This is a genomic window from Hydrogenophaga palleronii (assembly GCF_031457455.1).
Taxonomy (GTDB): domain Bacteria; phylum Pseudomonadota; class Gammaproteobacteria; order Burkholderiales; family Burkholderiaceae_C; genus Hydrogenophaga; species Hydrogenophaga palleronii_A.
Map to the genome: position 1 here is coordinate 135,027 of NZ_JAVDWU010000006.1, position 21,292 is coordinate 156,318.

The 21,292-nt window shown below is 60.2% G+C and carries 27 protein-coding genes and 1 tRNA gene; 21 read left to right on the plus strand and 7 right to left on the minus strand.

The window, feature by feature from the left end; genetic code table 11:
* Positions 1–29 precede the first annotated feature (29 nt).
* Positions 30–521 carry a LapA family protein gene (locus J2W49_RS15105; RefSeq protein WP_310317723.1) on the minus strand — a complete coding sequence of 164 codons (492 nt, stop codon included), beginning with the start codon at positions 519–521 and terminating at the stop codon, positions 30–32.
* A gap of 117 nt (positions 522–638) precedes the next feature.
* Between J2W49_RS15105 and hisI the strand changes: the two genes are divergently transcribed.
* The 7 genes from hisI to tatC all read left to right on the plus strand — a co-directional run bounded on the left by hisI (position 639) and on the right by tatC (position 4,011).
* Complete coding sequence (hisI, locus tag J2W49_RS15110) at positions 639–1,028, plus strand: phosphoribosyl-AMP cyclohydrolase (RefSeq protein WP_310317727.1); 390 nt, start codon at positions 639–641, stop codon at positions 1,026–1,028.
* A gap of 2 nt (positions 1,029–1,030) precedes the next feature.
* Positions 1,031–1,396: a phosphoribosyl-ATP diphosphatase gene (locus J2W49_RS15115; protein WP_310317730.1), complete on the plus strand. Its 366-nt coding sequence runs from the start codon at positions 1,031–1,033 to the stop codon at positions 1,394–1,396.
* 38 nt (positions 1,397–1,434) lie between these two features.
* Positions 1,435–1,833: a DUF4870 family protein gene (locus J2W49_RS15120; protein ID WP_310317733.1), complete on the plus strand. Its 399-nt coding sequence runs from the start codon at positions 1,435–1,437 to the stop codon at positions 1,831–1,833.
* A 46-nt stretch (positions 1,834–1,879) separates the two neighbouring features.
* A complete protein-coding gene (locus J2W49_RS15125; RefSeq protein ID WP_310317736.1) occupies positions 1,880–2,236 on the plus strand; it encodes a histidine triad nucleotide-binding protein in 357 nt (118 codons plus the stop codon).
* A gap of 129 nt (positions 2,237–2,365) precedes the next feature.
* Entirely contained in the window at positions 2,366–2,608 is a 243-nt protein-coding gene (tatA, locus tag J2W49_RS15130; RefSeq protein WP_310317739.1) for a Sec-independent protein translocase subunit TatA, read from the plus strand.
* 90 nt (positions 2,609–2,698) lie between these two features.
* A complete protein-coding gene (gene tatB / locus J2W49_RS15135) occupies positions 2,699–3,208 on the plus strand; it encodes a Sec-independent protein translocase protein TatB (RefSeq protein ID WP_310317742.1) in 510 nt (169 codons plus the stop codon).
* Positions 3,208–4,011 carry a twin-arginine translocase subunit TatC gene (gene tatC / locus J2W49_RS15140; RefSeq protein ID WP_310317745.1) on the plus strand — a complete coding sequence of 268 codons (804 nt, stop codon included), beginning with the start codon at positions 3,208–3,210 and terminating at the stop codon, positions 4,009–4,011. The genes tatB and tatC overlap by 1 nt, the downstream gene beginning before the upstream one ends.
* 51 nt (positions 4,012–4,062) lie before the next feature.
* Here the strand turns inward: tatC and J2W49_RS15145 are convergent, their stop codons facing one another.
* Positions 4,063–5,217, minus strand: a complete 1,155-nt coding sequence (locus J2W49_RS15145; protein ID WP_310317747.1) for a S1C family serine protease — start codon at positions 5,215–5,217, stop codon at positions 4,063–4,065.
* Between the two features lie 181 nt (positions 5,218–5,398).
* Between J2W49_RS15145 and J2W49_RS15150 the strand changes: the two genes are divergently transcribed.
* From J2W49_RS15150 to pdxA, 3 genes are all read left to right on the plus strand, one after another.
* A complete protein-coding gene (locus J2W49_RS15150) occupies positions 5,399–5,548 on the plus strand; it encodes a DUF3149 domain-containing protein (RefSeq protein ID WP_310317750.1) in 150 nt (49 codons plus the stop codon).
* A gap of 129 nt (positions 5,549–5,677) precedes the next feature.
* Positions 5,678–6,454 carry a Nif3-like dinuclear metal center hexameric protein gene (locus J2W49_RS15155; protein ID WP_310317753.1) on the plus strand — a complete coding sequence of 259 codons (777 nt, stop codon included), beginning with the start codon at positions 5,678–5,680 and terminating at the stop codon, positions 6,452–6,454.
* A 14-nt stretch (positions 6,455–6,468) separates the two neighbouring features.
* Positions 6,469–7,524, plus strand: a complete 1,056-nt coding sequence (gene pdxA, locus J2W49_RS15160) for a 4-hydroxythreonine-4-phosphate dehydrogenase PdxA (protein ID WP_310317756.1) — start codon at positions 6,469–6,471, stop codon at positions 7,522–7,524.
* Positions 7,525–7,558: 34 nt separating this feature from the next.
* Here the strand turns inward: pdxA and mscL are convergent, their stop codons facing one another.
* Complete coding sequence (mscL, locus tag J2W49_RS15165; RefSeq protein ID WP_310317759.1) at positions 7,559–7,981, minus strand: large conductance mechanosensitive channel protein MscL; 423 nt, start codon at positions 7,979–7,981, stop codon at positions 7,559–7,561.
* 261 nt (positions 7,982–8,242) lie between these two features.
* On the opposite strand from mscL, the gene petA reads away from it, so the two are divergent.
* The 6 genes from petA to J2W49_RS15195 all read left to right on the plus strand — a co-directional run bounded on the left by petA (position 8,243) and on the right by J2W49_RS15195 (position 12,487).
* A complete protein-coding gene (gene petA, locus J2W49_RS15170; protein ID WP_310317763.1) occupies positions 8,243–8,851 on the plus strand; it encodes a ubiquinol-cytochrome c reductase iron-sulfur subunit in 609 nt (202 codons plus the stop codon).
* Positions 8,852–8,900: 49 nt separating this feature from the next.
* A complete protein-coding gene (locus J2W49_RS15175) occupies positions 8,901–10,322 on the plus strand; it encodes a cytochrome b (RefSeq protein WP_310317766.1) in 1,422 nt (473 codons plus the stop codon).
* A 31-nt stretch (positions 10,323–10,353) separates the two neighbouring features.
* Positions 10,354–11,109 (plus strand): cytochrome c1, encoded by a 756-nt coding sequence (locus J2W49_RS15180; protein ID WP_310317769.1) that lies wholly within the window; start codon positions 10,354–10,356, stop codon positions 11,107–11,109.
* 114 nt (positions 11,110–11,223) lie between these two features.
* Positions 11,224–11,835 (plus strand): glutathione S-transferase N-terminal domain-containing protein, encoded by a 612-nt coding sequence (locus J2W49_RS15185; RefSeq protein WP_310317773.1) that lies wholly within the window; start codon positions 11,224–11,226, stop codon positions 11,833–11,835.
* 23 nt (positions 11,836–11,858) lie between these two features.
* Positions 11,859–12,392: a ClpXP protease specificity-enhancing factor gene (locus J2W49_RS15190; RefSeq protein WP_310317776.1), complete on the plus strand. Its 534-nt coding sequence runs from the start codon at positions 11,859–11,861 to the stop codon at positions 12,390–12,392.
* 19 nt (positions 12,393–12,411) lie between these two features.
* Positions 12,412–12,487: transfer RNA gene (locus J2W49_RS15195), tRNA-Thr, on the plus strand.
* Positions 12,488–12,529: 42 nt separating this feature from the next.
* Here J2W49_RS15195 and J2W49_RS25755 read toward each other — a convergent pair.
* Positions 12,530–12,943 (minus strand): DciA family protein, encoded by a 414-nt coding sequence (locus tag J2W49_RS25755; protein WP_405001034.1) that lies wholly within the window; start codon positions 12,941–12,943, stop codon positions 12,530–12,532.
* Between J2W49_RS25755 and J2W49_RS15200 the strand changes: the two genes are divergently transcribed.
* The 5 genes from J2W49_RS15200 to J2W49_RS15220 all read left to right on the plus strand — a co-directional run bounded on the left by J2W49_RS15200 (position 12,893) and on the right by J2W49_RS15220 (position 19,532).
* Complete coding sequence (locus tag J2W49_RS15200; protein WP_310317777.1) at positions 12,893–13,840, plus strand: M23 family metallopeptidase; 948 nt, start codon at positions 12,893–12,895, stop codon at positions 13,838–13,840. The genes J2W49_RS25755 and J2W49_RS15200 overlap by 51 nt on opposite strands.
* 171 nt (positions 13,841–14,011) lie before the next feature.
* Complete coding sequence (secA, locus tag J2W49_RS15205) at positions 14,012–16,756, plus strand: preprotein translocase subunit SecA (RefSeq protein WP_310317780.1); 2,745 nt, start codon at positions 14,012–14,014, stop codon at positions 16,754–16,756.
* Positions 16,757–16,826: 70 nt separating this feature from the next.
* On the plus strand, positions 16,827–18,074 hold the full coding sequence (gene argJ / locus J2W49_RS15210) for a bifunctional glutamate N-acetyltransferase/amino-acid acetyltransferase ArgJ (protein WP_310317781.1): 1,248 nt from the start codon (positions 16,827–16,829) through the stop codon (positions 18,072–18,074).
* 81 nt (positions 18,075–18,155) lie between these two features.
* Positions 18,156–19,037: an ATP-binding protein gene (locus J2W49_RS15215; RefSeq protein ID WP_310317784.1), complete on the plus strand. Its 882-nt coding sequence runs from the start codon at positions 18,156–18,158 to the stop codon at positions 19,035–19,037.
* A gap of 15 nt (positions 19,038–19,052) precedes the next feature.
* A complete protein-coding gene (locus tag J2W49_RS15220) occupies positions 19,053–19,532 on the plus strand; it encodes an NUDIX domain-containing protein (RefSeq protein ID WP_310317787.1) in 480 nt (159 codons plus the stop codon).
* Between the two features lie 112 nt (positions 19,533–19,644).
* Here J2W49_RS15220 and J2W49_RS15225 read toward each other — a convergent pair whose 3' ends face one another.
* From J2W49_RS15225 to coaE, 3 genes are read right to left on the minus strand one after another with little or no spacing between them, the layout of a single operon-like run.
* Positions 19,645–19,866: a DNA gyrase inhibitor YacG gene (locus J2W49_RS15225; protein WP_310317789.1), complete on the minus strand. Its 222-nt coding sequence runs from the start codon at positions 19,864–19,866 to the stop codon at positions 19,645–19,647.
* 7 nt (positions 19,867–19,873) lie between these two features.
* The gene (gene zapD, locus J2W49_RS15230) at positions 19,874–20,629 is read right to left on the minus strand and encodes a cell division protein ZapD (protein ID WP_310317792.1); all 756 of its coding nucleotides are present in this window, start codon (positions 20,627–20,629) and stop codon (positions 19,874–19,876) included.
* 53 nt (positions 20,630–20,682) lie between these two features.
* Positions 20,683–21,282, minus strand: a complete 600-nt coding sequence (gene coaE, locus J2W49_RS15235) for a dephospho-CoA kinase (RefSeq protein WP_310317795.1) — start codon at positions 21,280–21,282, stop codon at positions 20,683–20,685.
* Between the last annotated feature and the right edge of the window lie 10 nt (positions 21,283–21,292).

A 21,292-nucleotide genomic window follows, 5' to 3' on the forward strand; every position in this document is an offset into this window, starting at 1 on the left:
AGCCGTGCCCTCGCGACAATCGCTGAGCTTCAGCTATCAGGGTTGCGCCTGAACTGCTGTTCCAGCCGATCTTCCAACTCGCCCAGACTGGCAGCCAGGCCGTTGCCGGTCTGTTCGATCACCACGGTGAGTCGCTCCTGCAGGTTGTCCATCCTGTGGTGAAGTTTTTCTGAAATCTCCTGCTCCCTGGCGGCAGCGACCTGGAGTTGGGCCTGCAGGAAATCCCTCAACTCAATGAACCGGGAGGCCTCCGCCTTGTCGGCCAAGTGACGCTGCTCGTTGGCCTCACGGGTGATCTGCCTCACTTCCATGAGATGCGTGGTCTGATTGAATACCAGTACCACCAGAAACACCACGATCATCAGCGTCAATAGGCCGACCAGAACCAGACCGATCGGTGCCTGGACGCTTGTCACACCCAGATTGAGGGGTGTCGGTCGCAGGATTTCCTCAAAGTTGAGCGCCGCGAGGGCGGCGACCAGCAAGATGAACACAACAAGAATCAGGGTGCGGAATTTCATGCAGGCTCCTTGGCTGGCCTCGTCTGTCTGCGGGGCCGCAGATCGATGGATGCTGCATCCTATCCTCTCCCGGCAACGCGGGCCGCGTCTGTTTCCTGCACATGTTAGATTCCGTGCATGAATTGGCTGGACGAAGTGAAATGGGATGCCCAAGGACTGGTCCCTGTGATAGCGCAGGAACTGGGCTCGGGCGATGTGCTGATGTTTGCCTGGATGAACCGCGAGGCCCTTCAGAAGACCGCCGAGCTGGGTCAGGCGGTTTACTTCAGCCGTTCTCGAGGCAAGCTTTGGTTCAAGGGTGAGACATCGGGGCACGTTCAGACCGTGCACGACATCCGCCTGGATTGCGACAACGATGTGGTCCTGCTCAAGGTCACCCAGTTGGGTCATGAACCGGGCATCGCCTGCCACACCGGTCGCCACAGTTGCTTCTTTCAGCGCTATCAGGACGGCCGATGGCAGGCCGTGGAGCCGGTGCTTAAGGATCCCGAATCAATTTATCGTTAACCATGAATCCCACAGACGCATTGGCCCGGCTTGCGGCCGTGATTGAGAGCAGAAAGCCGCATGCCGGTGGCGATCCTGACAAGAGTTACGTCGCACGGCTGCTTCACAAAGGCCCAGACGCCTTTTTGAAGAAAATTGGCGAGGAGGCGACCGAGGTGGTGATGGCGGCCAAGGATTGTGACCACGGTGGCGATACCGGCAAGCTGGTCAATGAGGTGGCCGATCTCTGGTTCCATTCCATGATTGCCTTGGCTCACTATGGAAGGACGCCGGCCGATGTGGTGGAGGAGCTGCTGCGAAGAGAGGGGCAGAGCGGGCTTGAGGAGAAGGCGCTTCGCAAAGCGCAGGCCCGCGAGGCGAGTGAGTAGCTGGGCGTGTGCCTGGCTGGATCGAAACTGGAGCCTGCATGAAACCCGATTCTGAGTCTGTCTTGGTTGAAAGTGCAGACAGCGAGACCGCCCAGTCACTCAAGAGTGTCGGTTGGTTGAGCTACATCCTGCACCTGATCGTTGCGGTGGCCGCCGTCGTGCCGAGCGCCCAGCCCAGCATCGCCCTGCTTCTGGTCGCGCTGGTGATTGATCTGGTCAAGCGCGGTGACGCAGTGGGTACCTGGCAAGCCAGCCATTTTTCCTGGCGCATCCGCACAGTGTTGTGGGCGGCATTCTGGTACCTGATCACGTTGCCGCTGTTTCTGTTTTTCCTGTTGCCCGGCATGTTGGCCTGGCTGGTGGTTTCGGTCTGGTTTCTCTATCGCATCGTCAAAGGCATGGTGCGCATGAACGACAGCAAGCCTGTTGGTTCATGAGGCGCAGACAGCCTTTTCTCCGGAATTTTTGAAGGATCTCTGGTTCATGCACGACCCCAACTGCATTTTCTGCAAGATCATTGCTGGGCAAATTCCCTCCAAACGGGTTTATGAGGACGAAGAAATCTTCGTGTTTCATGACATCCACCCGTGGGCACCCGTGCACTTTCTCATGGTTCCGAAGCTGCACATCCCTTCCATGGCGCAGCTTTTACCTTCGCATGAAGCGTTGCTGGGCCGCATGATGGTGCTGGCACCGAAGCTCGCCGTTGAACAGGGGTGTGGCCCGTATCCCGAAGGCGGCTTCCGCATGGTGTGCAATACCGGCGCCCAGGGCGGTCAGGAGGTCCATCACCTGCATATTCACGTGATGGGCGGGCCCCGGCCATGGGCAAAGGGATAACCCTCGCCTCCTGCTGCCGCGGCTGCTCATGGGGGCAGGTATTCCGATCGAACATCGCCTGAACTCATCCCCGGGCTTAGAATCCCATGAATGGCGCATCGCGCCTCATTTCTACATTTGGAGAGTCTCATGGGTGCATTTTCTATCTGGCACTGGCTGATTGTCTTGTTGATCGTGGTGATGGTTTTTGGTACCAAGAAGCTCAAGAACATCGGTTCTGACTTGGGCGGCGCTGTCAAGGGATTCAAGGACGGTATCAAAGACGGGGGACAGTCCACCGAGGAAGCTGCCGCTGCAAAACCTGGCCAGGTGGCCCAGGACGCCCGCATCGACAAGAGCACCATCGACGTCGAAGCCAAGCAAAAGAGCTGAGCCCCTCGTGCGGCCAGCGGTGGCGGGCGCTGCCCGCCCGTTGCGCTGCCGCGCCGACCTTCCCGACCTTGCCCGCAAATTGGCTGATACATGATTGATCTGGGCATTTCCAAACTCGCCCTCATTGGTGTGGTGGCGCTCATCGTCATTGGCCCAGAGAAGCTGCCACGCGTGGCGCGGACCGTGGGGGCCTTGCTGGGCAAAGCCCAGCGTTACGTGGCCGACGTGAAATCCGAAGTCAGTCGGTCGATGGAGCTGGAAGAGCTCAAGAAGATGAAGGACTCCGTCGAGAGTGCCGCTCGCGATGTGGAGTCCTCGGTTCAGAGTGGCGCAAGTGACTTTGAAAAGTCCTGGTCTGATGCCACCGCAGGCATGGAGGGTGCAAACGCTGGGTACGACCAGGGCAGCCATCACGATGCCTTGGGTTCGATCGGATCGCCCGTGCATCCGGTCTACAAGCATCCGAAGAAAAACTGGCGCGTGAAACAGAAAGCCATGCCCCAGTGGTACAAGGCCCGCGCCGGAGTGCGAACGCGCACCCAGTCCGGTGCGGCCCGCGTGGCTCGATTCAGGCCACGCTCCTCCTCCGCCCCCCGCTGATGTCAGATTCCAAAGAAAACACCGACGAGCTCGCCGGTACAGAGCAGCCGTTTGTCCAGCACTTGATGGAGCTGCGTGATCGCCTGCTCTATGGCATTGCCGGCCTGGGTATTTGCATGGCGCTGCTGGCCTTCTGGCCTGGCCCCAGTGGCCTCATCGATCTGATCGCAGTGCCCATTCGGGCGCACATGCCGCCGGATGCCAAGCTGATTGCCGTGGGCGTTTTCTCGCCGTTCTTCGTGCCGCTCAAGGTTCTGGCGATGGCTGCGTTGTTGCTGTCGCTGCCCTGGTGGATGTACCAGGTGTGGGCGTTTGTCGCCCCGGGTCTGTACAGCCACGAAAAAAAGTTCGCGGTGCCCCTGATCATTCTGGGCAGCTTGCTGGCGTATGTCGGCATCGGATTCGTCCAGTTCTTCGTGCTGGACAAGATGTTCGGATTCATTCAGGGATTCACGCCGGCGAGCGTGGCCGCCACGCCCGATATTGCATCGTACGTGGAGGCCATTCTTTCCCTCTACCTGGCGTTCGGGCTCGCTTTTCAGGTGCCGATCGTGGTGGTGCTGCTGGTGCGGCTGAACATGGTGTCCATTCAGCAATTGAAGGACTTTCGAGGCTACTTCATCGTGGTGGCCTTCATCATTGCGGCCGTCGTCACGCCACCTGACGTGATTTCACAGCTGGCGCTGGCCATTCCCATGATCCTTCTTTATCAGCTTGGGATCTGGGGTGCGCACTGGTTCGTGAAGTCCACGGCGAAGCCGGAAGACGACGCCGTCGAAGAAGGCTCTTCGACGAGCAAGTGACGACTTGATTGCCGGGCCTCAGAACCTGTCCGCCTATTGACGGACAAGTTCTTAGCGAGGGAGCTGGCGGGGCGGCAGATTGCGTCGACCCGGTGTGACCCGCAGCACGCTCTTGCCTTCTCTGCGCATGATCTCAAGGTCGGCGGGCGTGCCCGGTGGCAAGGCTGCCACTGCCGAAAGCAGCTCCGTCACGTTTTTGACGTTCTTATCCGCGACCCGTGTGATCACGTCGCCCGGTTTGAGGCCAGCCTGGGCGGCCGGCCCATCTTGCAGAACCCCGGTGATGATCACGCCGGCGCTCAGCTGAATGCCAAAACTCTCGGCCAATTCCGGACTGAGATCTTGCGGCTCGACCCCAATCCATCCCCGCGTGACTTGCCCGTCCTTCACGATGGAGTCCAGCACACTGCGTGCGGTGGAGGTGGGAATGGCAAATCCGATGCCCATGGACCCCCCTGAGCGGGAATAGATCGCCGTATTGATACCCATCAGATGCCCATTGATGTCAACCAGCGCACCCCCAGAATTGCCAGGGTTGATGGCCGCGTCGGTTTGTATGAAATTCTCAAAGGTGTTGATGCCCAGTTGGGTACGCCCCAGCGCGCTCACGATGCCGCTGGTGACGGTTTGCCCAACGCCAAACGGGTTGCCAATGGCCAGCACCTGATCGCCGATTTCCAGCGCATCGGAGTTGCCCAGCGTGATCACTGGAAGATCCTTCAGCTCCACCTTGAGAATGGCGAGGTCGGTTTCGGGGTCGGTGCCGATGACCTGAGCCACGCCCTTTCTGCCATCGTTGAGAACGACCTCAATTTCGTCTGCTTCTTCGATCACGTGATTGTTGGTGAGGATGTAGCCTGCGGGGCTCACGATCACGCCGGAACCCAGGCCTGTCTGTGCCTGTGAACGGTCCTGTTCACCAAAGAAGAAGCGAAACCAGGGGTCGGCCGTTTGCGGCGCATTGATGGGTGCCTTGCTGGTGTTAATGCTCACCACGGCCGGCGAGGCACTGCGGGCGGCCGCTCGAAAACTGGTCGAGCCATCGGCGGACGGACTGCCAGCTGTGGGCGAAGCTTCAAACACGGGCACGATGGAGGTCATCGTGGGCCGCCGGTCCAGCCATTCGGGTTTGAGTGTGGCGATCACAAAAAAGGCCGCCAGCAGCACGGTCACGGATTGGGCAAAAACCAGCCAGAGTCGTTTCATGTCAGATAAGGAATTGCAAGTCTTGGGGCGCAGGCACCCGCGTGAGGTTCATCCCGCATGGCCTCATTGTGCTGCATATGGCCTCTTGTGTTCAGAGTTCAAGCTGCTTGACGCAAGTCAAGGCTGAGGCCGCAGACACCGGTTGCAATGGTGGTCCAACAAGCAAGCAATGGAGTTCCCAATGAAAGCCATGGTGGATCTTTTCTCGACCGATTACGGCCTGTTCAGCGTTGCGGGTTTCATTTTCATGATCGGCATGGCGATCTGGTTTTTCCGCTTCTTCCTGCGAAAAATGGCCGAAGCCGAGCGCGCCCAAAACGCCCAGCGCTGAAATTCAAGCCCAGAGCGCGATCCAAGGACAGGTCGCTGCTTGGCACGGGGCTGTCAGAATAGGGCTGGCACTTGGCAGATGCATCATCTCGCGCTGGCCTGTTCTGTAACTCCTGAAGATCACCTGTCCATGACCTCCTCGGAACACCACGTTGAGCGCCCGGCACTGCTGGCGTTTTTTGACGAACTTCTCCAGCCCGCATCGTTTCACGACTACGGGCCCAATGGTCTGCAGGTGGAAGGGAGGGTCGAGATCCGCAAGCTGGTTTCTGGCGTGACCGCGAGCCTGGCCTTGATCGATGCGGCCATCGCGCAGAAGGCCGATGCGATCCTGGTTCACCATGGTCTTTTCTGGCGCGGGCAGGATGGACGGGTGACCGGATGGATGAAGCAGCGCCTGTCGCGGCTGCTCGCGCACGACATCAACCTGTTTGCCTACCATTTGCCGCTCGATGCCCACGCCACCCTGGGCAACAATGCGCAGTTGGCTCGCCACCTGGGGATTGAGTTGCAGAAGGGCGCCGACGGTCGGTTCGGTGATCAGTCTCTGGGCTTTTTGGGCCGGCGCCCCATGCCCTCAGCCTCCGCGCTGGCTGAGCATGTTGCCCAGGCGCTGGGTCGGCCGGTGACCCTGGTGGCCGAGCCAGAACGCCCGATTGAACGCGTCGCCCTTTGCACAGGTGGCGCTCAGAGGTATTTTGAAGGCGCCATCGCGGCTGGCGCGGACGTGTTCATCACTGGCGAGATTTCGGAGCCGCAGGCCCACTATGCCCGCGAATGCGGCGTGGCCTATATCGCCTGCGGACACCATGCTTCCGAGCGGTACGGCGCACCGGCAGTGGCGGGCCATGCCGCCGCCATGCTGGGGTTGGAGCATGTTTTCATCGACATTCCCAATCCAGCCTGAGCGAGGTTTTCAGCATGAAGCCATCAGAAACGCTCGTGCCCACACCAGGCAGCCCCGTGCTGGTGACCATGGGCGACCCGGCGGGAATTGGCCCCGAGATCATCGCGCTGGCTGTGCGCGAACGCCCCACGCTGTTGGAACATCTGGTGGTGGCGGGTGATGTGGAGACGATGCGCCGAGCCACCCACATTGCGGCCCAGCAGGTCAAGCCGACCTTGCCCACGCCGATCGCTGAATTGACACAGCTTTCGCAGTGGCGCCAAACGCCTCCGGGGTGCCTCGCAGTCGTGCAGGCGTGCCATGCGCCTGTCGATGTTGCCTGGGGTCAGGTGAGTGCCGTCGCAGGACGGGCAGCGGCAGAGTGCATCCGTTTTGGCGCTGAAGCTGCGCTTCGAAAGGAAGTGGTGGCGCTGGTGACGGCACCTGTGCACAAGAAGGCACTGGCCTCTGCTGGCGTGCAGCACCCGGGTCATACCGAAATGCTCCAGTCAATCGCGGCTGAGCATCAGGGGACATCGCCGGACCAGTTGCCGGTTCGAATGATGCTGAGTTGTCCCGGTTTGCGAACTGTGCTGGTCAGCATCCACGTGGCCTTGCGCGAGGCACTGGCGGCCGTGAGTTTTGAGCAAGTGGCGGAAACGATTCGTCTGACCCATGCCCACTTTCAGCGCTGCGGGTTCGCAAAGCCCAGGATTGCGGTCGCCGGACTGAATCCGCATGCCGGGGAGGGGGGGCTGTTTGGGCGAGAGGAAATTGACGTCATCGCACCAGTCATTGGTCAAGCTCAGGGGGAGGGGATCGATGCCACGGGGCCGCACGCTCCCGATACCGTCTTCATGCGGGCGCGGCAAGGCGATTTTGATGTCGTGATCGCCATGTACCACGATCAGGGCTTGATTCCGGTCAAGTTGCTGGGCTTGGACGATGGTGTCAACACCACGATCGGTCTGCCGTTTGTTCGCACCAGTCCGGATCACGGCACGGCGATGGACCTGGCCGGGACGGGCACGGCCAGTCCATTGAGTCTGCTGGCAGCCATTGATGCAGCCATGGGCGCTTCGACGCACTGAACGCGTTTCGTTCCTTGCATCACACCCCAATGGCTCATTTCTGCAGGCTATCCCGGATCTCGCGCAGCAGCAGCACGTCCTCTGGTGTGGCCGGTGGCGCGGCTGGTGGCTCCGCTCTTTTCAGGCGGTTCACCTGCTTGACCATCATGAAGATGATGAAGGCAAGGATGATGAAGTTGATAGTCACCGTGATGAAGCTGCCGTACGCCAACACTGGAACGCCAGCTTCCTTCATGGCCGCCAAGGTCCGCGCTGTGCCTTCTGGTACAGCGCCCAGTGGCAGATACAGATTGCTGAAGTCGAGGTTTCCCAGGACGGAACCGACCAGGGGCATGATCACGTCGTCCACCAGCGAACCGACGATCTTGCCAAATGCCCCGCCAATGATCACGCCAACCGCGAGATCGATCACGTTGCCCTTGACGGCGAATTCCCTGAACTCTTGCATCATGCCCATGCTGACTCTCCTGAAATCGTGTGTGGATAGGAATGCTGGCGCCTTGTGGGGTTCAAGGCCCTGAGATCGCCGTGATTCTCACACGCCAATGCATGGGGGTTGGGGCTTTTCGCCGGGTGAGGCAATGCCAGCAGAAGTGATTGCCACGGATTCATGCAATAGCCAAGCGCTTCACCCCGGCACCCTGGGGAAGGCCGGAAACGCTCCAGTACAATGCCGGGTTGTCCCTAACGTCTTCTCGACTCTGATTGAAAGATCCCCATGAGTGAAGCAACCGTCGCTGCGCCCGTCGACAGCAGCCGCCGTACCTGGCTGATCACTTCCTGCGCCATGGGTGGCGTTGGAGCAGCCGCAGTCGCCGTTCCTTTCGTGAGCAGTTTTCAACCTTCCGAGCGCGCCAAGGCGGCGGGTGCGGCTGTTGAAGTTGATGTGTCCACGATTGCACCAGGCGAGAAGAAGGTGGTGGAGTGGCGCGGAAAGCCCGTCTGGATCATGCGCCGCACGCCCGATCAATTGGCCGCGCTTGAAAAGCAGGAAGACCAGCTGGCCGATCCGGAGTCGGTTCGCACCGCATACCCCACACCTGAATATGCGCGGAACCGTCATCGCTCCATCAAGCCCGAGATCCTGGTGGCGGTGGGTATCTGCACCCATCTGGGTTGCTCGCCCAGCGACAAGTTCGCGCCCGGCCCCCAGCCATCGCTGCCAGACGACTGGCAGGGTGGGTTCCTCTGCGCATGCCATGGATCGACCTTTGACGTCGCTGGCCGCGTGTTCAAGAACAAGCCCGCGCCCGACAACCTGGAAGTCCCGCCTCACTACTACACGTCGGACACCACCGTGCTGATCGGCGAAGAGAAACAAGCCTGAACGGGCGCTTCCCGTCGCGCAAACAGACACCTGATATCCGAGGCATCACATGGCTGAATTCAAAGACATCTCTCCGGACGCGCCGATCGGTCAGAAGGCGCTGAACTGGATCGACAACCGGTTCCCCCTGACCAAGCTGTACAACGAGCATCTGGCCGAGTACTACGCGCCAAAGAATTTCAACTTCTGGTATTTCTTTGGCTCGTTGGCCCTGCTGGTGCTGGTGATCCAGATCGTGACCGGCATTTTTCTGGTCATGCACTACAAGCCAGACGCCACCCTCAATGCGGCGGGCGTTCCGGTGGCGTTCGCTTCGGTGGAATACATCATGCGCGATGTGCCATGGGGCTGGCTGATCCGGTACATGCACTCCACAGGGGCTTCGGCGTTTTTTGTGGTCGTTTACCTGCACATGTACCGTGGCCTCATCTACGGCTCCTACCGCAAGCCGCGTGAACTGGTGTGGGTCTTTGGCTGCGCCATTTTCCTTGTCCTGATGGCCGAGGCCTTCATGGGCTATCTGCTGCCGTGGGGTCAGATGTCGTACTGGGGCGCGCAGGTGATCGTCAACCTGTTCTCTGCGATTCCTTTCATCGGCCCTGACTTGGCGTTGCTGATTCGCGGCGATTTTGTGGTGGGTGATGCCACGCTCAACCGCTTCTTCAGCTTTCACGTCATCGCTGTGCCTCTGGTGCTGCTGGGCCTGGTGGTGGCGCACATCATCGCGCTGCACGAAGTGGGTTCCAACAACCCAGACGGCGTCGAGATCAAGGCACAAAAAGACGACAAGGGCATTCCGCTGGACGGCATTCCCTTCCACCCCTACTACACCGTGCACGACGTGCTGGGTGTGTCGGTCTTCCTGATGGTGTTTTCCGCCATCGTGTTCTTTGCGCCCGAGTTTGGCGGCTACTTCCTGGAGTTCAACAACTTCATTCCGGCCGACCCGCTGGTCACGCCGTTGCACATCGCACCTGTTTGGTACTTCACCCCGTTCTACTCCATGTTGCGGGCCATCACCACCGAGATGATGTATGCGCTCATCGTGATCGTGCTGGCGGCCGCCATCCTGGGTGCGTTGAAGGCCAAGGTGAGCGCTGGCATCAAGCTTGCCATCGTGGCGGCTGGCGTGGTGCTCGTCGCCTTGATGATGGCAATTGACGCGAAATTCTGGGGCGTGGTTGCCATGGGTGGCGCCGTGATCATCCTGTTCTTCCTGCCCTGGCTGGATCACAGCCCGGTGAAGTCCATTCGCTACCGCCCCAGCTGGAACAAGTGGCTGTACGGCATCTTCGTGATCAACTTCCTGATTCTGGGTTACCTGGGCGTTTTGCCACCATCTCCCATTGGCGAGCGCGTGTCTCAGGTGGGTACCTTGTTCTATTTCGGGTTCTTCCTCCTCATGCCTTGGTGGAGTCGACTGGGTGAGTTCAAGACGGTGCCCAGCCGCGTCACGTTCAAGCCTCACTGAACCCAACCAGTTACACCGGAGCGTCGAGCAAATGAAAAAGATTCTTGTGGGCTTCATGCTGGCCATCGGCATGTCCGGCGCGGCCATGGCCGCTGGAGCCGGGTTTCCATTGGACAAAGCACCCCCGCGCACGAACGACATGGAAGCGCTGCAGAATGGCGCAAAAATTTTCGTCAACTATTGCCTGAGTTGCCACTCGGCATCGTTCATGCGGTTCAATCGACTGCGTGACATTGGCCTGACCGACAAGCAGATTGCTGAAAACCTGACCTTTACCACCGACAAGATCGGCGACACGATGAAGGCGGCCATCGACCCAGTACAGGCCAAAGCCTGGTTCGGTGCCAACCCACCCGACCTGACGCTGGTGGCCCGTTCGCGGTCCAGTGGAGCAGGGTCGGGCGCCGACTACATCTACACGCTCCTGCGCACCTACTACCGCGATGAGACCAAGCCCACCGGCTGGAACAACCTGGTGTTCCCCAACATCGGCATGCCCAACCCACTGTGGGAACTCCAGGGCGAACGCCGCCCTGTGTTCGACAAGGTGAGCAGCCATGGGCATGATGTGGAAGTGCACAAGGGTTGGGCACCGGTGAAGCCGGGCAGCTTGAGCGCCGCAGAATACGATCGCAATGTCGGGGATCTGGTGGCCTACCTCCAATGGATGGCCGAGCCCGCCCAAAACAGCCGCGTCCGTATCGGTGTCTGGGTGATGCTGTTCCTGGCGGCGTTTACCGTGGTCGCCTGGCGCCTCAATGCCGCGTTCTGGAAAGACATCAAATAATCCGACCCGGATGGCAGAGCGCGATCGAGCGCTCATGCCACCCGTTCCACAGTGGTTTGCATCACCGCCGCGGTGATTCTGCAAACCACTGTTTTTTGCATTAAGGAGCTCCCTATGATGGTCTTGTATTCAGGCACCACCTGCCCGTATTCCCACCGCTGCCGCTTTGTTCTTTTCGAGAAGGGCATGGACTTCGAAATCCGTGACGTCGATCTGTACAACAAGCCAGAAGACATCGGTGTCATGAACCCCTACGGCCAGGTTCCGATCCTGGTCGAGCGCGATCTGATCCTCTACGAGTCGAACATCATCAATGAGTACATTGACGAGCGGTTTCCCCACCCTCAGCTCATGCCCGGTGATCCTGTGGACCGCGCCCGTGTCAGGCTCTTTTTGCTGAACTTCGAAAAGGAGCTGTTCACCCACGTGTCGATGCTGGAATCGCGCAGTGCCAAGGGCAATGAAAAGGCCTTGGAAAAAGCCAGGGCCCACATCCGCGACCGTCTGACCCAGCTGGCGCCGGTGTTTCTGAAAAACAAGTTCATGCTGGGTGACAATTTCTCGATGCTCGACGTGGCGATCGCCCCGCTGTTGTGGCGTCTCGATTTCTACGGCATCGAACTCAGCAAGAATGCGGCGCCGCTGCTCAAATACGCCGAACGCATCTTCTCCCGCCCGGCCTACATTGAGGCGCTGACGCCTTCAGAGAAAGTGATGCGCAAGTAAGTGCTGCACTTTCCTCCGCTGTCATGAGTGCACTCGATACCTCCACTTCATCCACACGACCCTACCTGATTCGTGCCCTTCACGAATGGTGCACGGACAACGGGTATTCGCCTTACATTGCCGTGCAGGTGGATGGTTCGGTGCAGGTACCGAGCGAGTTCGTGCAGAACGGAGAGATCGTCCTGAATGTGAGCTTTGATGCGACCAGCTCGTTGCGCCTGGGTAATGACTGCATTGAGTTCAAGGCCCGTTTCGGTGGCGTGGCGAGGGAGATCGTCGTGCCGATCAGCCATGTGGTGGCGATTTATGCGCGCGAGAACGGTCAGGGCATGGCCTTTCCCGCACCTGTGTCGGCAGCCGCCACTGGCCACACCCAGCGGGTCGACGCTGACCGGTCAGACGACAACACTGCCCCAGCCGCGCCGGACAGCACGCGTGCGCCCTTGCGAGCCGTGCCCAGTGATGAAAGCGCTGGAACCGCAGGTGACGTTCCCGAGCCACCCACCGATGGTCCACCACGCCCCGGGGGCCGCCCCAAGCTCAAGCGGGTCAAGTAGAATCGTCGCTCTTTCGAGAGCCGCTTTAGCTCAGTTGGTAGAGCAATCGCCTTGTAAGCGATAGGTCGTCTGTTCGAGTCAGACAAGCGGCACCATCTTTCGAAACCTCTTGCCTTCTGTCCACCCCACGCGCTCGGTCAGCGTTTGGCCTGTTGGACTTTGACGCGAATTGCGTTAATCTTCGCCCCATTTTGGTTCAGGGCCTGCAACAGAGCAGGCAGCATCTGGCGAACTTTCGTCGATGCCGAGGCGCTGTCCACGAGCAGACACCATTCCGTGTCGTCGACTGGACCTGCGTGGATGTGGGGCCGCAATGCGGTTGGAATCAGGTGCCTGACTTGTTCAATGAGGCTTTGGGACTTCCGGACCCGATCTCGCAGTGCCGCAAGGGTAGGGGCTGCTCCCACGGCTTCATCCAGGCTGAGCATGGTGTGTGAACGCGGGGCGGAACTCATGCGGTCTGGGCTGGTTTGTGCGTGAATGTCTGGAAAGGGCGAACGGTGCACATCATTATCACGGATGCGTGGCTGGCCAAAAGCCGAGCCATGCATCTCAATGGACTCAAGTTGGTTGCCGCCGGAGCGCTGGCCTCCGTCCTGCTGATGTTGGGATCGATCGCGACCTACCACTGGTTTTTTCTGGAAGGTGTGAGACAAGGCTGGCCTGGTTTTGCTTCCGTCGCCCGTATCGTCCATCAGAACCAACCTGATTCAAAAGACGCGTATGTTCGCGCCAATCTGGACGCCATGGCGCGCAAACTGGGCGAGATGCAGGCGCGCATGATGCAGATTGATTCATTGGGTGAACGCGTGGCAGGTTTGGCGGGCCTGAATCCGGAGGAGTTCAAGGCGGCAGGAGCCGGTGGGGCGCTGGTCAGCGGGCGGGAGCTTTCGCTGGATGAATTGCTGACCGCCATGGATGATCTGGAGCAGGTGACGGGTTCGCGTGTCGATTGGCTCACCGTGATCGAGTCGCGCCTGTTCGACCAGAAAATTCAGCGCACCCTCGTGCCCACGGAAGAACCCGTACCGGGTGTGCGGGTGGGCTCGAAGTTCGGGTTTCGAATCGACCCCATCACAGGCCGTTCGGCCTTGCACACCGGACTGGATTTCCCGGCGGACACCGGGACACCGATACTTGCGGCGGCCGGGGGCATGGTGGTGGTGCAGGAATACCACCCCGCTTACGGCAACATGGTTGAGGTCGACCATGGCAACGAATTGATTACCCGGTACGCCCACGCGTCTTCTGTGCATGTCAAGAAGGGCGACATCGTGAAGCGCGGCCAGAAGATTGCGGAAGTCGGTTCCACCGGACGCTCCACCGGTCCTCACCTCCACTTCGAGGTGTGGGTTTCAGGCGTTCCGCAAGATCCACAGCGATTTCTCGCTGCTGGTGAGGGGATCAGGGAGCGCCAGCTCGCCAGTGGCGGCGCCGCGCCGCGCTGAATTTTCCGACGTCGCGGCGGGTAAAATCTCCGGTTTGCTCTTGAAGCCCAACCGTTCGGCAGTATCTGTCGAACACCCTGTCCGTTTCTTGTCCTCTGGGCTCGCAAGCGTTCTCTGAATCCAATTCAGCCTGTCCGGTGCCTCCAAGGCGGTCGGTGCAGGCATGCACGTATGGCCACAAACTTCCTCACAAAAATATTTGGTAGCCGCAATGATCGTCTGCTCAAAACCTACCGGAAGACGGTGGAGCAAATCAACGGTCTGGAGGCGCGGTTTGAAAAGCTGAGCGATGAGGAGCTGAGAGGTCAGACGGACATCTTCAAGCGTCGGGTTGCCGATGGCGAAAGCCTGGACAGTCTGTTGCCCGAAGCGTTTGCCGTGGTGCGCGAGGGCAGCAAGCGGATCATGAAGATGCGCCACTTCGACGTGCAGCTGGTCGGCGGACTGGCGCTGCACCATGGCAAGGTCGCGGAAATGCGCACAGGTGAGGGCAAGACCCTGACGTCCACGCTCCCGGTGTACCTCAATGCACTCACAGGCAAAGGGGTGCATGTGGTCACGGTCAACGATTACCTGGCCAGCCGCGATGCCCAGTGGATGGGTCGGCTTTACGGATTCCTGGGTTTGACGGTGGGCATCAACCTGCCGCAGGCGCCCCGAGAAGAAAAGCAGGCGGCCTACCGTGCAGACATCACCTATGGCACCAACAACGAATACGGGTTCGATTACCTCCGCGACAACATGGTCTACGAGGCGGCTGACCGCGTCCAGCGCGGCCTGAACTACGCCATCGTGGACGAGGTCGACTCGATCCTGATCGACGAAGCCCGCACCCCGCTGATCATCAGCGGCCAGGCCGAAGACCAGACGCCGCTCTACATCGCCATCAACAAGCTGATCCCACACCTGAACCGCCAGGAGGGCGAGGCAGATCCGCGTACGGGCGAGGGCGTGATCAAGCCAGGCGATTTCACGCTGGACGAAAAGTCGCACTCGATCCATCTGACGGAAGCCGGACACGAAAATGCCGAGCGCCTGCTGAGCGGCGCAGGCTTGCTGCCTGAGGGTGTCTCGTTGTATGACCCCGCCAACATCTCCCTGCTCCATCACTTGGTGACAGCGCTCAAGGCCCACCATCTCTACCACCGCGATCAGCATTACGTGAATCAGGCGGGTGAGATCGTGATCGTCGACGAGTTCACCGGACGCCTGATGGCCGGTCGTCGCTGGAGCGATGGTTTGCATCAGGCCGTCGAGGCCAAGGAGGGGGTGGCCATCCAGCCTGAGAACCAGACGCTGGCCTCGATCACGTTCCAGAACTATTTCCGGCTCTACGGCAAGCTCGCGGGCATGACCGGAACGGCCGATACCGAGGCCTACGAATTCCAGGAGATCTACGGTCTTGAGACGGTGGTCATTCCTCCGAACCGGCCCAGCAAACGCACGGATCAGCTCGACCGCGTCTACAAAACCACCAAGGAAAAGTACGCTGCAGCAATTGCCGACATCCGCGAATGTCACGAGCGCGGTCAGCCGGTTCTGGTGGGCACATCCTCCATCGAGAATTCCGAGCTCATCGCCGAGTTGTTGGCGGCGGAGAAGCTGCCGCATGAGGTGTTGAACGCCAAACAGCACGCCCGCGAGGCGGACATCATCATTCAGGCGGGGCGTCCGGGCGCCATCACCATCGCCACCAACATGGCGGGTCGTGGCACCGACATCGTGCTGGGCGGCAACCTGGAAAAGATGGTCGACGCGGTGGAAGCCGACGCTTCCCTTGATGAGGCCAGCAAGGCGCGCCGCGTGGAAGCCGTGAAGCAGCAGTGGCAGCAAGACCATGAGAAGGTCAAGTCGCTCGGCGGGCTCCGCATCATCGCGACCGAGCGCCATGAATCCCGTCGCATCGACAACCAGTTGCGTGGTCGTTCCGGCCGCCAGGGCGACCCAGGATCATCTCGCTTCTATCTCAGCCTTGATGACTCGCTGATGCGAATCTTTGCAGGCGACCGTGTCCGGGCGATCATGGATCGCCTGAACATGCCCGAAGGCGAAGCCATTGAAGCGGGCATCGTCACGAGGAGCATCGAAAGCGCCCAACGAAAGGTTGAAGCGCGCAACTTCGATATTCGCAAACAACTGCTTGAATACGATGATGTGTCGAATGACCAGCGCAAGGTGATCTATCAGCAGCGAAACGATATCCTGGACGCGCAGAGCCTGCGTGCCCAGATCGATGCTCTGCGGGATGGAACCTTCACCGACCTGGTCCATCAGTACGTGCCCGAAGGCAGTGTGGAAGAGCAATGGGACCTCCCGGGTCTTGAGAAAACCCTTCGTGAAGACTGGTCGGTCGATGCCCCTGTGGCGTCCTGGGTATCGGATGCCGAGGCCATCGATGTCGAGGAGATCGTCGAGCGGGTGCTCGCGGCTGCGAAACAGGTGTTTGACGACAAAGTCGCGCTGGTGGGCGAAAACAACTTCACCCAGTTCGAACGCATGGTGCTGCTGCAGACGATTGATGGCCAGTGGCGGGAGCATCTTTCCGCGCTGGATTACCTTCGCCAGGGCATTCACCTGCGCGGATACGCGCAGAAGCAACCCAAGCAGGAGTACAAGCGGGAGGCCTTTGTGCTGTTTGGCCAGTTGCTCGACAGCGTGAAGAACGACGTGACCCGGATCCTGATGAACGTGCGCGTTCAGTCGCCCGAGCAAGTGACCGAGGCGGCGCAGCAGATGGAAGCCCGTGCAGAGCAGATGGCCAATGTGACCTACACCGCACCCACCGAAACAGGCGAAGCAGAGTCCATCACCGCCCCTGGAACGGCTCCATCATCCGTCCCGCGCGTGGGCAGGAACGACCCATGTCCTTGCGGTAGCGGGAAAAAATACAAGCAGTGTCACGGAAAGCTGGATTGAGCCTGCGACGCGCAGGGACATCACTCACCACATACGCAGGTCATCCCACCAGGCCCCACACGGAGTTTTCATGCCAGTCAATCTTCCTCCTCCAGTCGCCAGCGCATTGCATGGCATCGCGGGCGTTCGCATTGGTGTGGCGCAGGCTGGCATACGCAAGGCCAACCGGAAAGATATCACTGTGTTCCTGCTGGATGAAGGGTCGGCAGTGGGCGCAGCCTTCACCCAGAACCGCTATGCGGCCGCACCGGTTCAGGTGGGCCGGGCTCATCTCAGTTCCGGCGCGGCCATTCGCGCCTTGGTGGTCAACACCGGAAACGCCAATGCCGGCACGGGTGAAGCCGGTCTGAATGACGCTTGCCAGACCTGTCTGGCCCTTGCCAGAGCGCTCGGACTCGAGCACGAGCAGATTCTTCCTTTTTCGACTGGCGTCATCATGGAGCCCCTTCCGATGGATCGGCTGTTGGCGGGTTTGCCCAGGGCACTGGAGGACGCCGCGCAATCCGCTGCCACCTCAGGCGCCCAGTGGCTGTCGGCCGCTGAAGGCATCATGACCACCGATACCGTACCCAAGGCGGTCAGCGCAACGTTCGTGGTGGGAGGCGCTCGGTGCCGCGCCACAGGCATTGCCAAAGGTGCGGGCATGATCCGCCCGAATATGGCCACCATGCTCGGGTTCCTGGCAACCGATGCGTCCGTGGCGCCGGCATTGATGAACGCCCTGGCGCGTCGCTTGGCCAACGCTTCTTTCAACCGGATCACGATTGATGGCGATACCAGCACGAACGATTCGTTTGTGGTGGTGGCCACCGGGCAAGCCGGCCATTCGATGATCACGGATCTCGACAGCGAAGATGGCCGCGCGCTGCTGGCTTCGCTGAGACCGGTTGCACAGACGCTGGCGCATGCGATCGTGCGCGATGGGGAGGGCGCCACCAAATTCATCGCCGTCCAGGTGGCTGGGGGAGCCACCCCGGCCGAATGCCTGCAGGTGGCCTATGCGGTGGCGCACTCGCCGCTGGTCAAGACCGCCTTCTTTGCGAGCGACCCCAATCTGGGCCGCATTCTCGCTGCCGTGGGATACGCTGGCATTGAGGACCTTGACGTCTCCAGGATAGAGCTCCGTCTGGGCGATGTGCACGTGGTGACGAAGGGGGGGCGGCACCCGGACTACCGGGAGGAGGACGGCCAGCGCGTCATGAAGGAGGCCGAAATTCTGGTGCAGATCGATCTGGGGCGCGGAGAAGCCACGGAGACAGTGTGGACCTGCGACTTCAGTCACGACTATGTGACCATCAATGCAGATTACCGCTCATGAATGGCGCACTGGTGGTGAAGTGCGGGCCTGTGGCTGAAGCGGCCTCAGCGAAGCGGCGCTGCCAGAATGGGAGATCGGTGCATGCGTGATGGTCTTGAACGAGTGCTCGAGCGTGCCGAGCGCCTGATGGCAAGAATCGAGTCGGTGCTGCCCTCCAGGCTGGCCGGCCCCGATTGGACTGCCTCCATCGCCTTCCGGTACCGCAAGCGTGGAAACGGACACGGTGTGCTGGAACCGGTGAGGCAGGTGGGTGCCATACGGCTGACCGACTTGCAGGAAATTGATGACCAGAAACTGAAGATTCAACGCAACACCCTTCAGTTCGTCAAAGGCCTGCCGGCCAACAACGTGCTGCTCACGGGCGCGCGCGGCACTGGCAAGTCCTCGCTGGTGAAAGCCTGTTTGCAGGAGTTCGCCGCTGATGGCCTGCGCTTGATCGAAGTGGACAAATCCGATCTGGTGGATCTGCCCGATATCGTCGATGTGGTGGCGGATCGGCCCGAGCGGTTCGTGGTGTTTTGTGACGATCTCAGCTTTGAGGATGGCGATCCCGGCTACAAGGCCCTCAAGTCCATTCTGGACGGGTCGGTCTCTGCGGTCGGGCAAAACGTCCTGATCTATGCCACTAGCAACAGGCGCCACCTGTTGCCGGAATACATGAAAGAAAACCTTTCCTACACGCACACGGCCGATGGCGAAGTGCACCCAGGCGAAGTCGTCGAAGAGAAAATTTCTCTGTCGGAGCGTTTTGGGCTGTGGGTCAGTTTCTATCCCTTCAGCCAGGACGAATACCTTTCGATCGTTGCCCAATGGTTGAGCTCCTTCGGTGTGTCCGAGTCCCACATTGAAGCGGCTCGCCCCCAGGCACTGGTCTGGGCGTTGGAGCGGGGGTCGCGCAGCGGCCGGGTGGCCTACCAGTTTGCGCGTGACTACGCTGGCTCACACGCCATGCCCGAGCGTTGACCCGGTGAACCTCGCATGAGTAGTGAAAGCATCTTGGTCGTCGACGGTGCCGAGGACCGAAACCGGTCCCTGGATGGTTCCGTGGTGGACGTGGCAGTGGGATTACTTGTGGCCCCCAATGGGGACTTGCTGTTGACCACACGCCCTCCCGGCAAGGTCTACGCGGGGCACTGGGAGTTTCCGGGGGGAAAGCTGGAAGCGGGGGAGACGGTGGAGGAGGCGCTGCGCCGGGAGCTTCAGGAAGAAATCGGCATCACCATCGGCCCCGCCCTGTTGTGGCGTGAGCAGGTGGTGGACTACCCACACGCACTGGTGAGATTGCACTTCTGCAAGGTGTTCGAGTGGGCGGGCGATCTGCACATGAAAGAAGGCCAGCGCTTCAGTTGGGAGAAGCTGCCTGTGCAATGTGGGCCAGTGCTTGCTGGCACACGCCCCGTCCTGGAGTGGCTGGCTCAGGAGCAGAAACTGCAGGGCATCGCAGGCCGACGTTTCTGAGCCTCAAAGCGAGGGGCGCTTTTTCGTTCAAAGCGCTGCCGTGCAATGGTCGGCCGTTGGATCAGGTCGGGGAGGGGGATCACGCGGCGGGGCCCACGACACCGTCGGATGCTCAATGCTGACCTGAAAATTCCGATGGGTTGGCAGCGTCTTGATCCTCCACCTTGAAGCTTTCGCTGGCCCAGGCACCCAGATCGTGGTTCTTGCACCGTTCGCTGCAAAATGGCCGATGAGCGTTGGTAGGCGCATACACGCTGGGACCGCCACACGCAGGGCAGCGCACGGTCCGCTCTTGAAAGCCTGTCTGCTCGGTGTTCTTGAGTTTCGCAACCATGGTTGGTTCAAGCGCAAAGCGTCAGTTCGAATGCCGCATCCTCTTGAGCCAGGTGAAGTCGATCATCGTCGCCTTGCCGCATGAGTCTCACCGAGAACATGAGGCGGTTGCCGCTGATTTCGGGGATCAAACCAGAGGCAGGGTCGATGCTCAGGCGCAAAAGCTGAAATGTGCGTCCCTGTGGCAGATTCTGTTGCAGCTGCCCATTGACCGCAAGCATCTTCTGGGCCGAACCGGAGTCCCTCAGCATTTTGAGCAAGAGAACAATGGCGTCGGCCAGCGGGGCAAGGCTGAGCGCCCAGCGATGCAGATCTTTCTGCCTGTTTTCGGTGCTTGTGTGTTGCCAATGAAAGTAGGCAGGCAAATCAAATTCACAGGTGCCACCCGGGATACCGATGCGGCTTCGAATGCTCATGAGCCAGTCGTTCTCAGTCAACGCATGGCCGGTCTTGCCGTGAAGCTGATTCAACGCCACGAAGCATCCTTCGAGCTGAGCGATCACGCCTTCAAGCAGATCCTCCGAAATCGCGGGGTTGCCCCGGTAACCGTTGAGTTGAAGCTTTTGTCTGTCCAGATCCTTGAGGACGTCCGACTTCATGTCCGCGCGCGAAGCAACATCCATGATTTCGAAAATGGTCTGGATGGCGAAGTGGTGATCCAGGGGGTGGTTGCGCGGCACCAGTTCCGCCAACCGACGGAAGAGTTGCTCAAGGCGCAAATAGGTGCGGATGCGTTCGTTAAAGGGGTATTCGTACAGGATCACGGCTGCAGGGCTTCACGGAGCGGGGCCAGAGCGGGGTTTCGCGCAATGATTCATCATAGCCCGAACTGGCCTGCGAGATCACTCACAAGGCTTCGCAGATGTTCCATCTCATTTCCGTCGTTGAAGAGGACGATGTCGGCGGCCGCGAGTCGCTGGCTTCTTGTGCTCTGTTGCTGCATCACACGGGTGATAGTGGCCAGGTCCCAGCCATTGCGGTTCTGGACTCTGCGCACCTGGGTCTCCTGCGTGCAATCCACGACCACCACATGATCCAGTTGTGGCCGCCAGCGAGGCGATTCCACCAGAAGAGGCACGTCGAACACCAGGCACGGCGCATTGCTGTTGCCGGCCTGGAGACGGATTTGAGCAGCGATCAGCGGGTGCAGGATGCCTTCCAGCTGTGCCTTGGCGTCTGGATGGGTGAACACGTGTTGGCGCATGTTTCCCCGATGGAGCGCACCATCGGCATCCACAAAGTCCGGCCCGAATGTCTCGGCAATGGCGCGCATGGCGCTACCACCTGCTGCGGTGCAAGCGCGCGAAATGGCATCGGCGTCAATCACTTCAGCGCCGCGGGCTTCCAGGAGCCTGGCCACCGAACTCTTGCCGCTGCCAATGCCACCGGTGAGGCCCAGTCTATGGACAACTGGCATGCGCCCTGGC

Bases quoted from the DNA above. Each gene is read 5' to 3' on its own strand.
- pdxA (WP_310317756.1), top strand. From the start codon at position 6,469: ATGAAGCCATCAGAAACGCTCGTGCCCACACCAGGCAGCCCCGTGCTG.
- J2W49_RS15215 (WP_310317784.1), top strand. From the start codon at position 18,156: ATGCGTGATGGTCTTGAACGAGTGCTCGAGCGTGCCGAGCGCCTGATG.
- argJ (WP_310317781.1), top strand. From the start codon at position 16,827: ATGCCAGTCAATCTTCCTCCTCCAGTCGCCAGCGCATTGCATGGCATC.
- J2W49_RS15120 (WP_310317733.1), top strand. From the start codon at position 1,435: ATGAAACCCGATTCTGAGTCTGTCTTGGTTGAAAGTGCAGACAGCGAG.
- tatC (WP_310317745.1), top strand. From the start codon at position 3,208: ATGTCAGATTCCAAAGAAAACACCGACGAGCTCGCCGGTACAGAGCAG.
- J2W49_RS15180 (WP_310317769.1), top strand. From the start codon at position 10,354: ATGAAAAAGATTCTTGTGGGCTTCATGCTGGCCATCGGCATGTCCGGC.
- mscL (WP_310317759.1), bottom strand. From the start codon at position 7,981: ATGGGCATGATGCAAGAGTTCAGGGAATTCGCCGTCAAGGGCAACGTG.
- J2W49_RS15125 (WP_310317736.1), top strand. From the start codon at position 1,880: ATGCACGACCCCAACTGCATTTTCTGCAAGATCATTGCTGGGCAAATT.
- petA (WP_310317763.1), top strand. From the start codon at position 8,243: ATGAGTGAAGCAACCGTCGCTGCGCCCGTCGACAGCAGCCGCCGTACC.
- J2W49_RS15185 (WP_310317773.1), top strand. From the start codon at position 11,224: ATGATGGTCTTGTATTCAGGCACCACCTGCCCGTATTCCCACCGCTGC.
- J2W49_RS15175 (WP_310317766.1), top strand. From the start codon at position 8,901: ATGGCTGAATTCAAAGACATCTCTCCGGACGCGCCGATCGGTCAGAAG.
- J2W49_RS15150 (WP_310317750.1), top strand. From the start codon at position 5,399: ATGAAAGCCATGGTGGATCTTTTCTCGACCGATTACGGCCTGTTCAGC.
- coaE (WP_310317795.1), bottom strand. From the start codon at position 21,282: ATGCCAGTTGTCCATAGACTGGGCCTCACCGGTGGCATTGGCAGCGGC.
- J2W49_RS15225 (WP_310317789.1), bottom strand. From the start codon at position 19,866: ATGGTTGCGAAACTCAAGAACACCGAGCAGACAGGCTTTCAAGAGCGG.
- J2W49_RS15190 (WP_310317776.1), top strand. From the start codon at position 11,859: ATGAGTGCACTCGATACCTCCACTTCATCCACACGACCCTACCTGATT.
- J2W49_RS15105 (WP_310317723.1), bottom strand. From the start codon at position 521: ATGAAATTCCGCACCCTGATTCTTGTTGTGTTCATCTTGCTGGTCGCC.
- J2W49_RS25755 (WP_405001034.1), bottom strand. From the start codon at position 12,943: ATGCATGGCTCGGCTTTTGGCCAGCCACGCATCCGTGATAATGATGTG.
- J2W49_RS15115 (WP_310317730.1), top strand. From the start codon at position 1,031: ATGAATCCCACAGACGCATTGGCCCGGCTTGCGGCCGTGATTGAGAGC.
- J2W49_RS15155 (WP_310317753.1), top strand. From the start codon at position 5,678: ATGACCTCCTCGGAACACCACGTTGAGCGCCCGGCACTGCTGGCGTTT.
- tatA (WP_310317739.1), top strand. From the start codon at position 2,366: ATGGGTGCATTTTCTATCTGGCACTGGCTGATTGTCTTGTTGATCGTG.
- hisI (WP_310317727.1), top strand. From the start codon at position 639: ATGAATTGGCTGGACGAAGTGAAATGGGATGCCCAAGGACTGGTCCCT.
- tatB (WP_310317742.1), top strand. From the start codon at position 2,699: ATGATTGATCTGGGCATTTCCAAACTCGCCCTCATTGGTGTGGTGGCG.
- secA (WP_310317780.1), top strand. From the start codon at position 14,012: ATGGCCACAAACTTCCTCACAAAAATATTTGGTAGCCGCAATGATCGT.
- J2W49_RS15145 (WP_310317747.1), bottom strand. From the start codon at position 5,217: ATGAAACGACTCTGGCTGGTTTTTGCCCAATCCGTGACCGTGCTGCTG.
- J2W49_RS15220 (WP_310317787.1), top strand. From the start codon at position 19,053: ATGAGTAGTGAAAGCATCTTGGTCGTCGACGGTGCCGAGGACCGAAAC.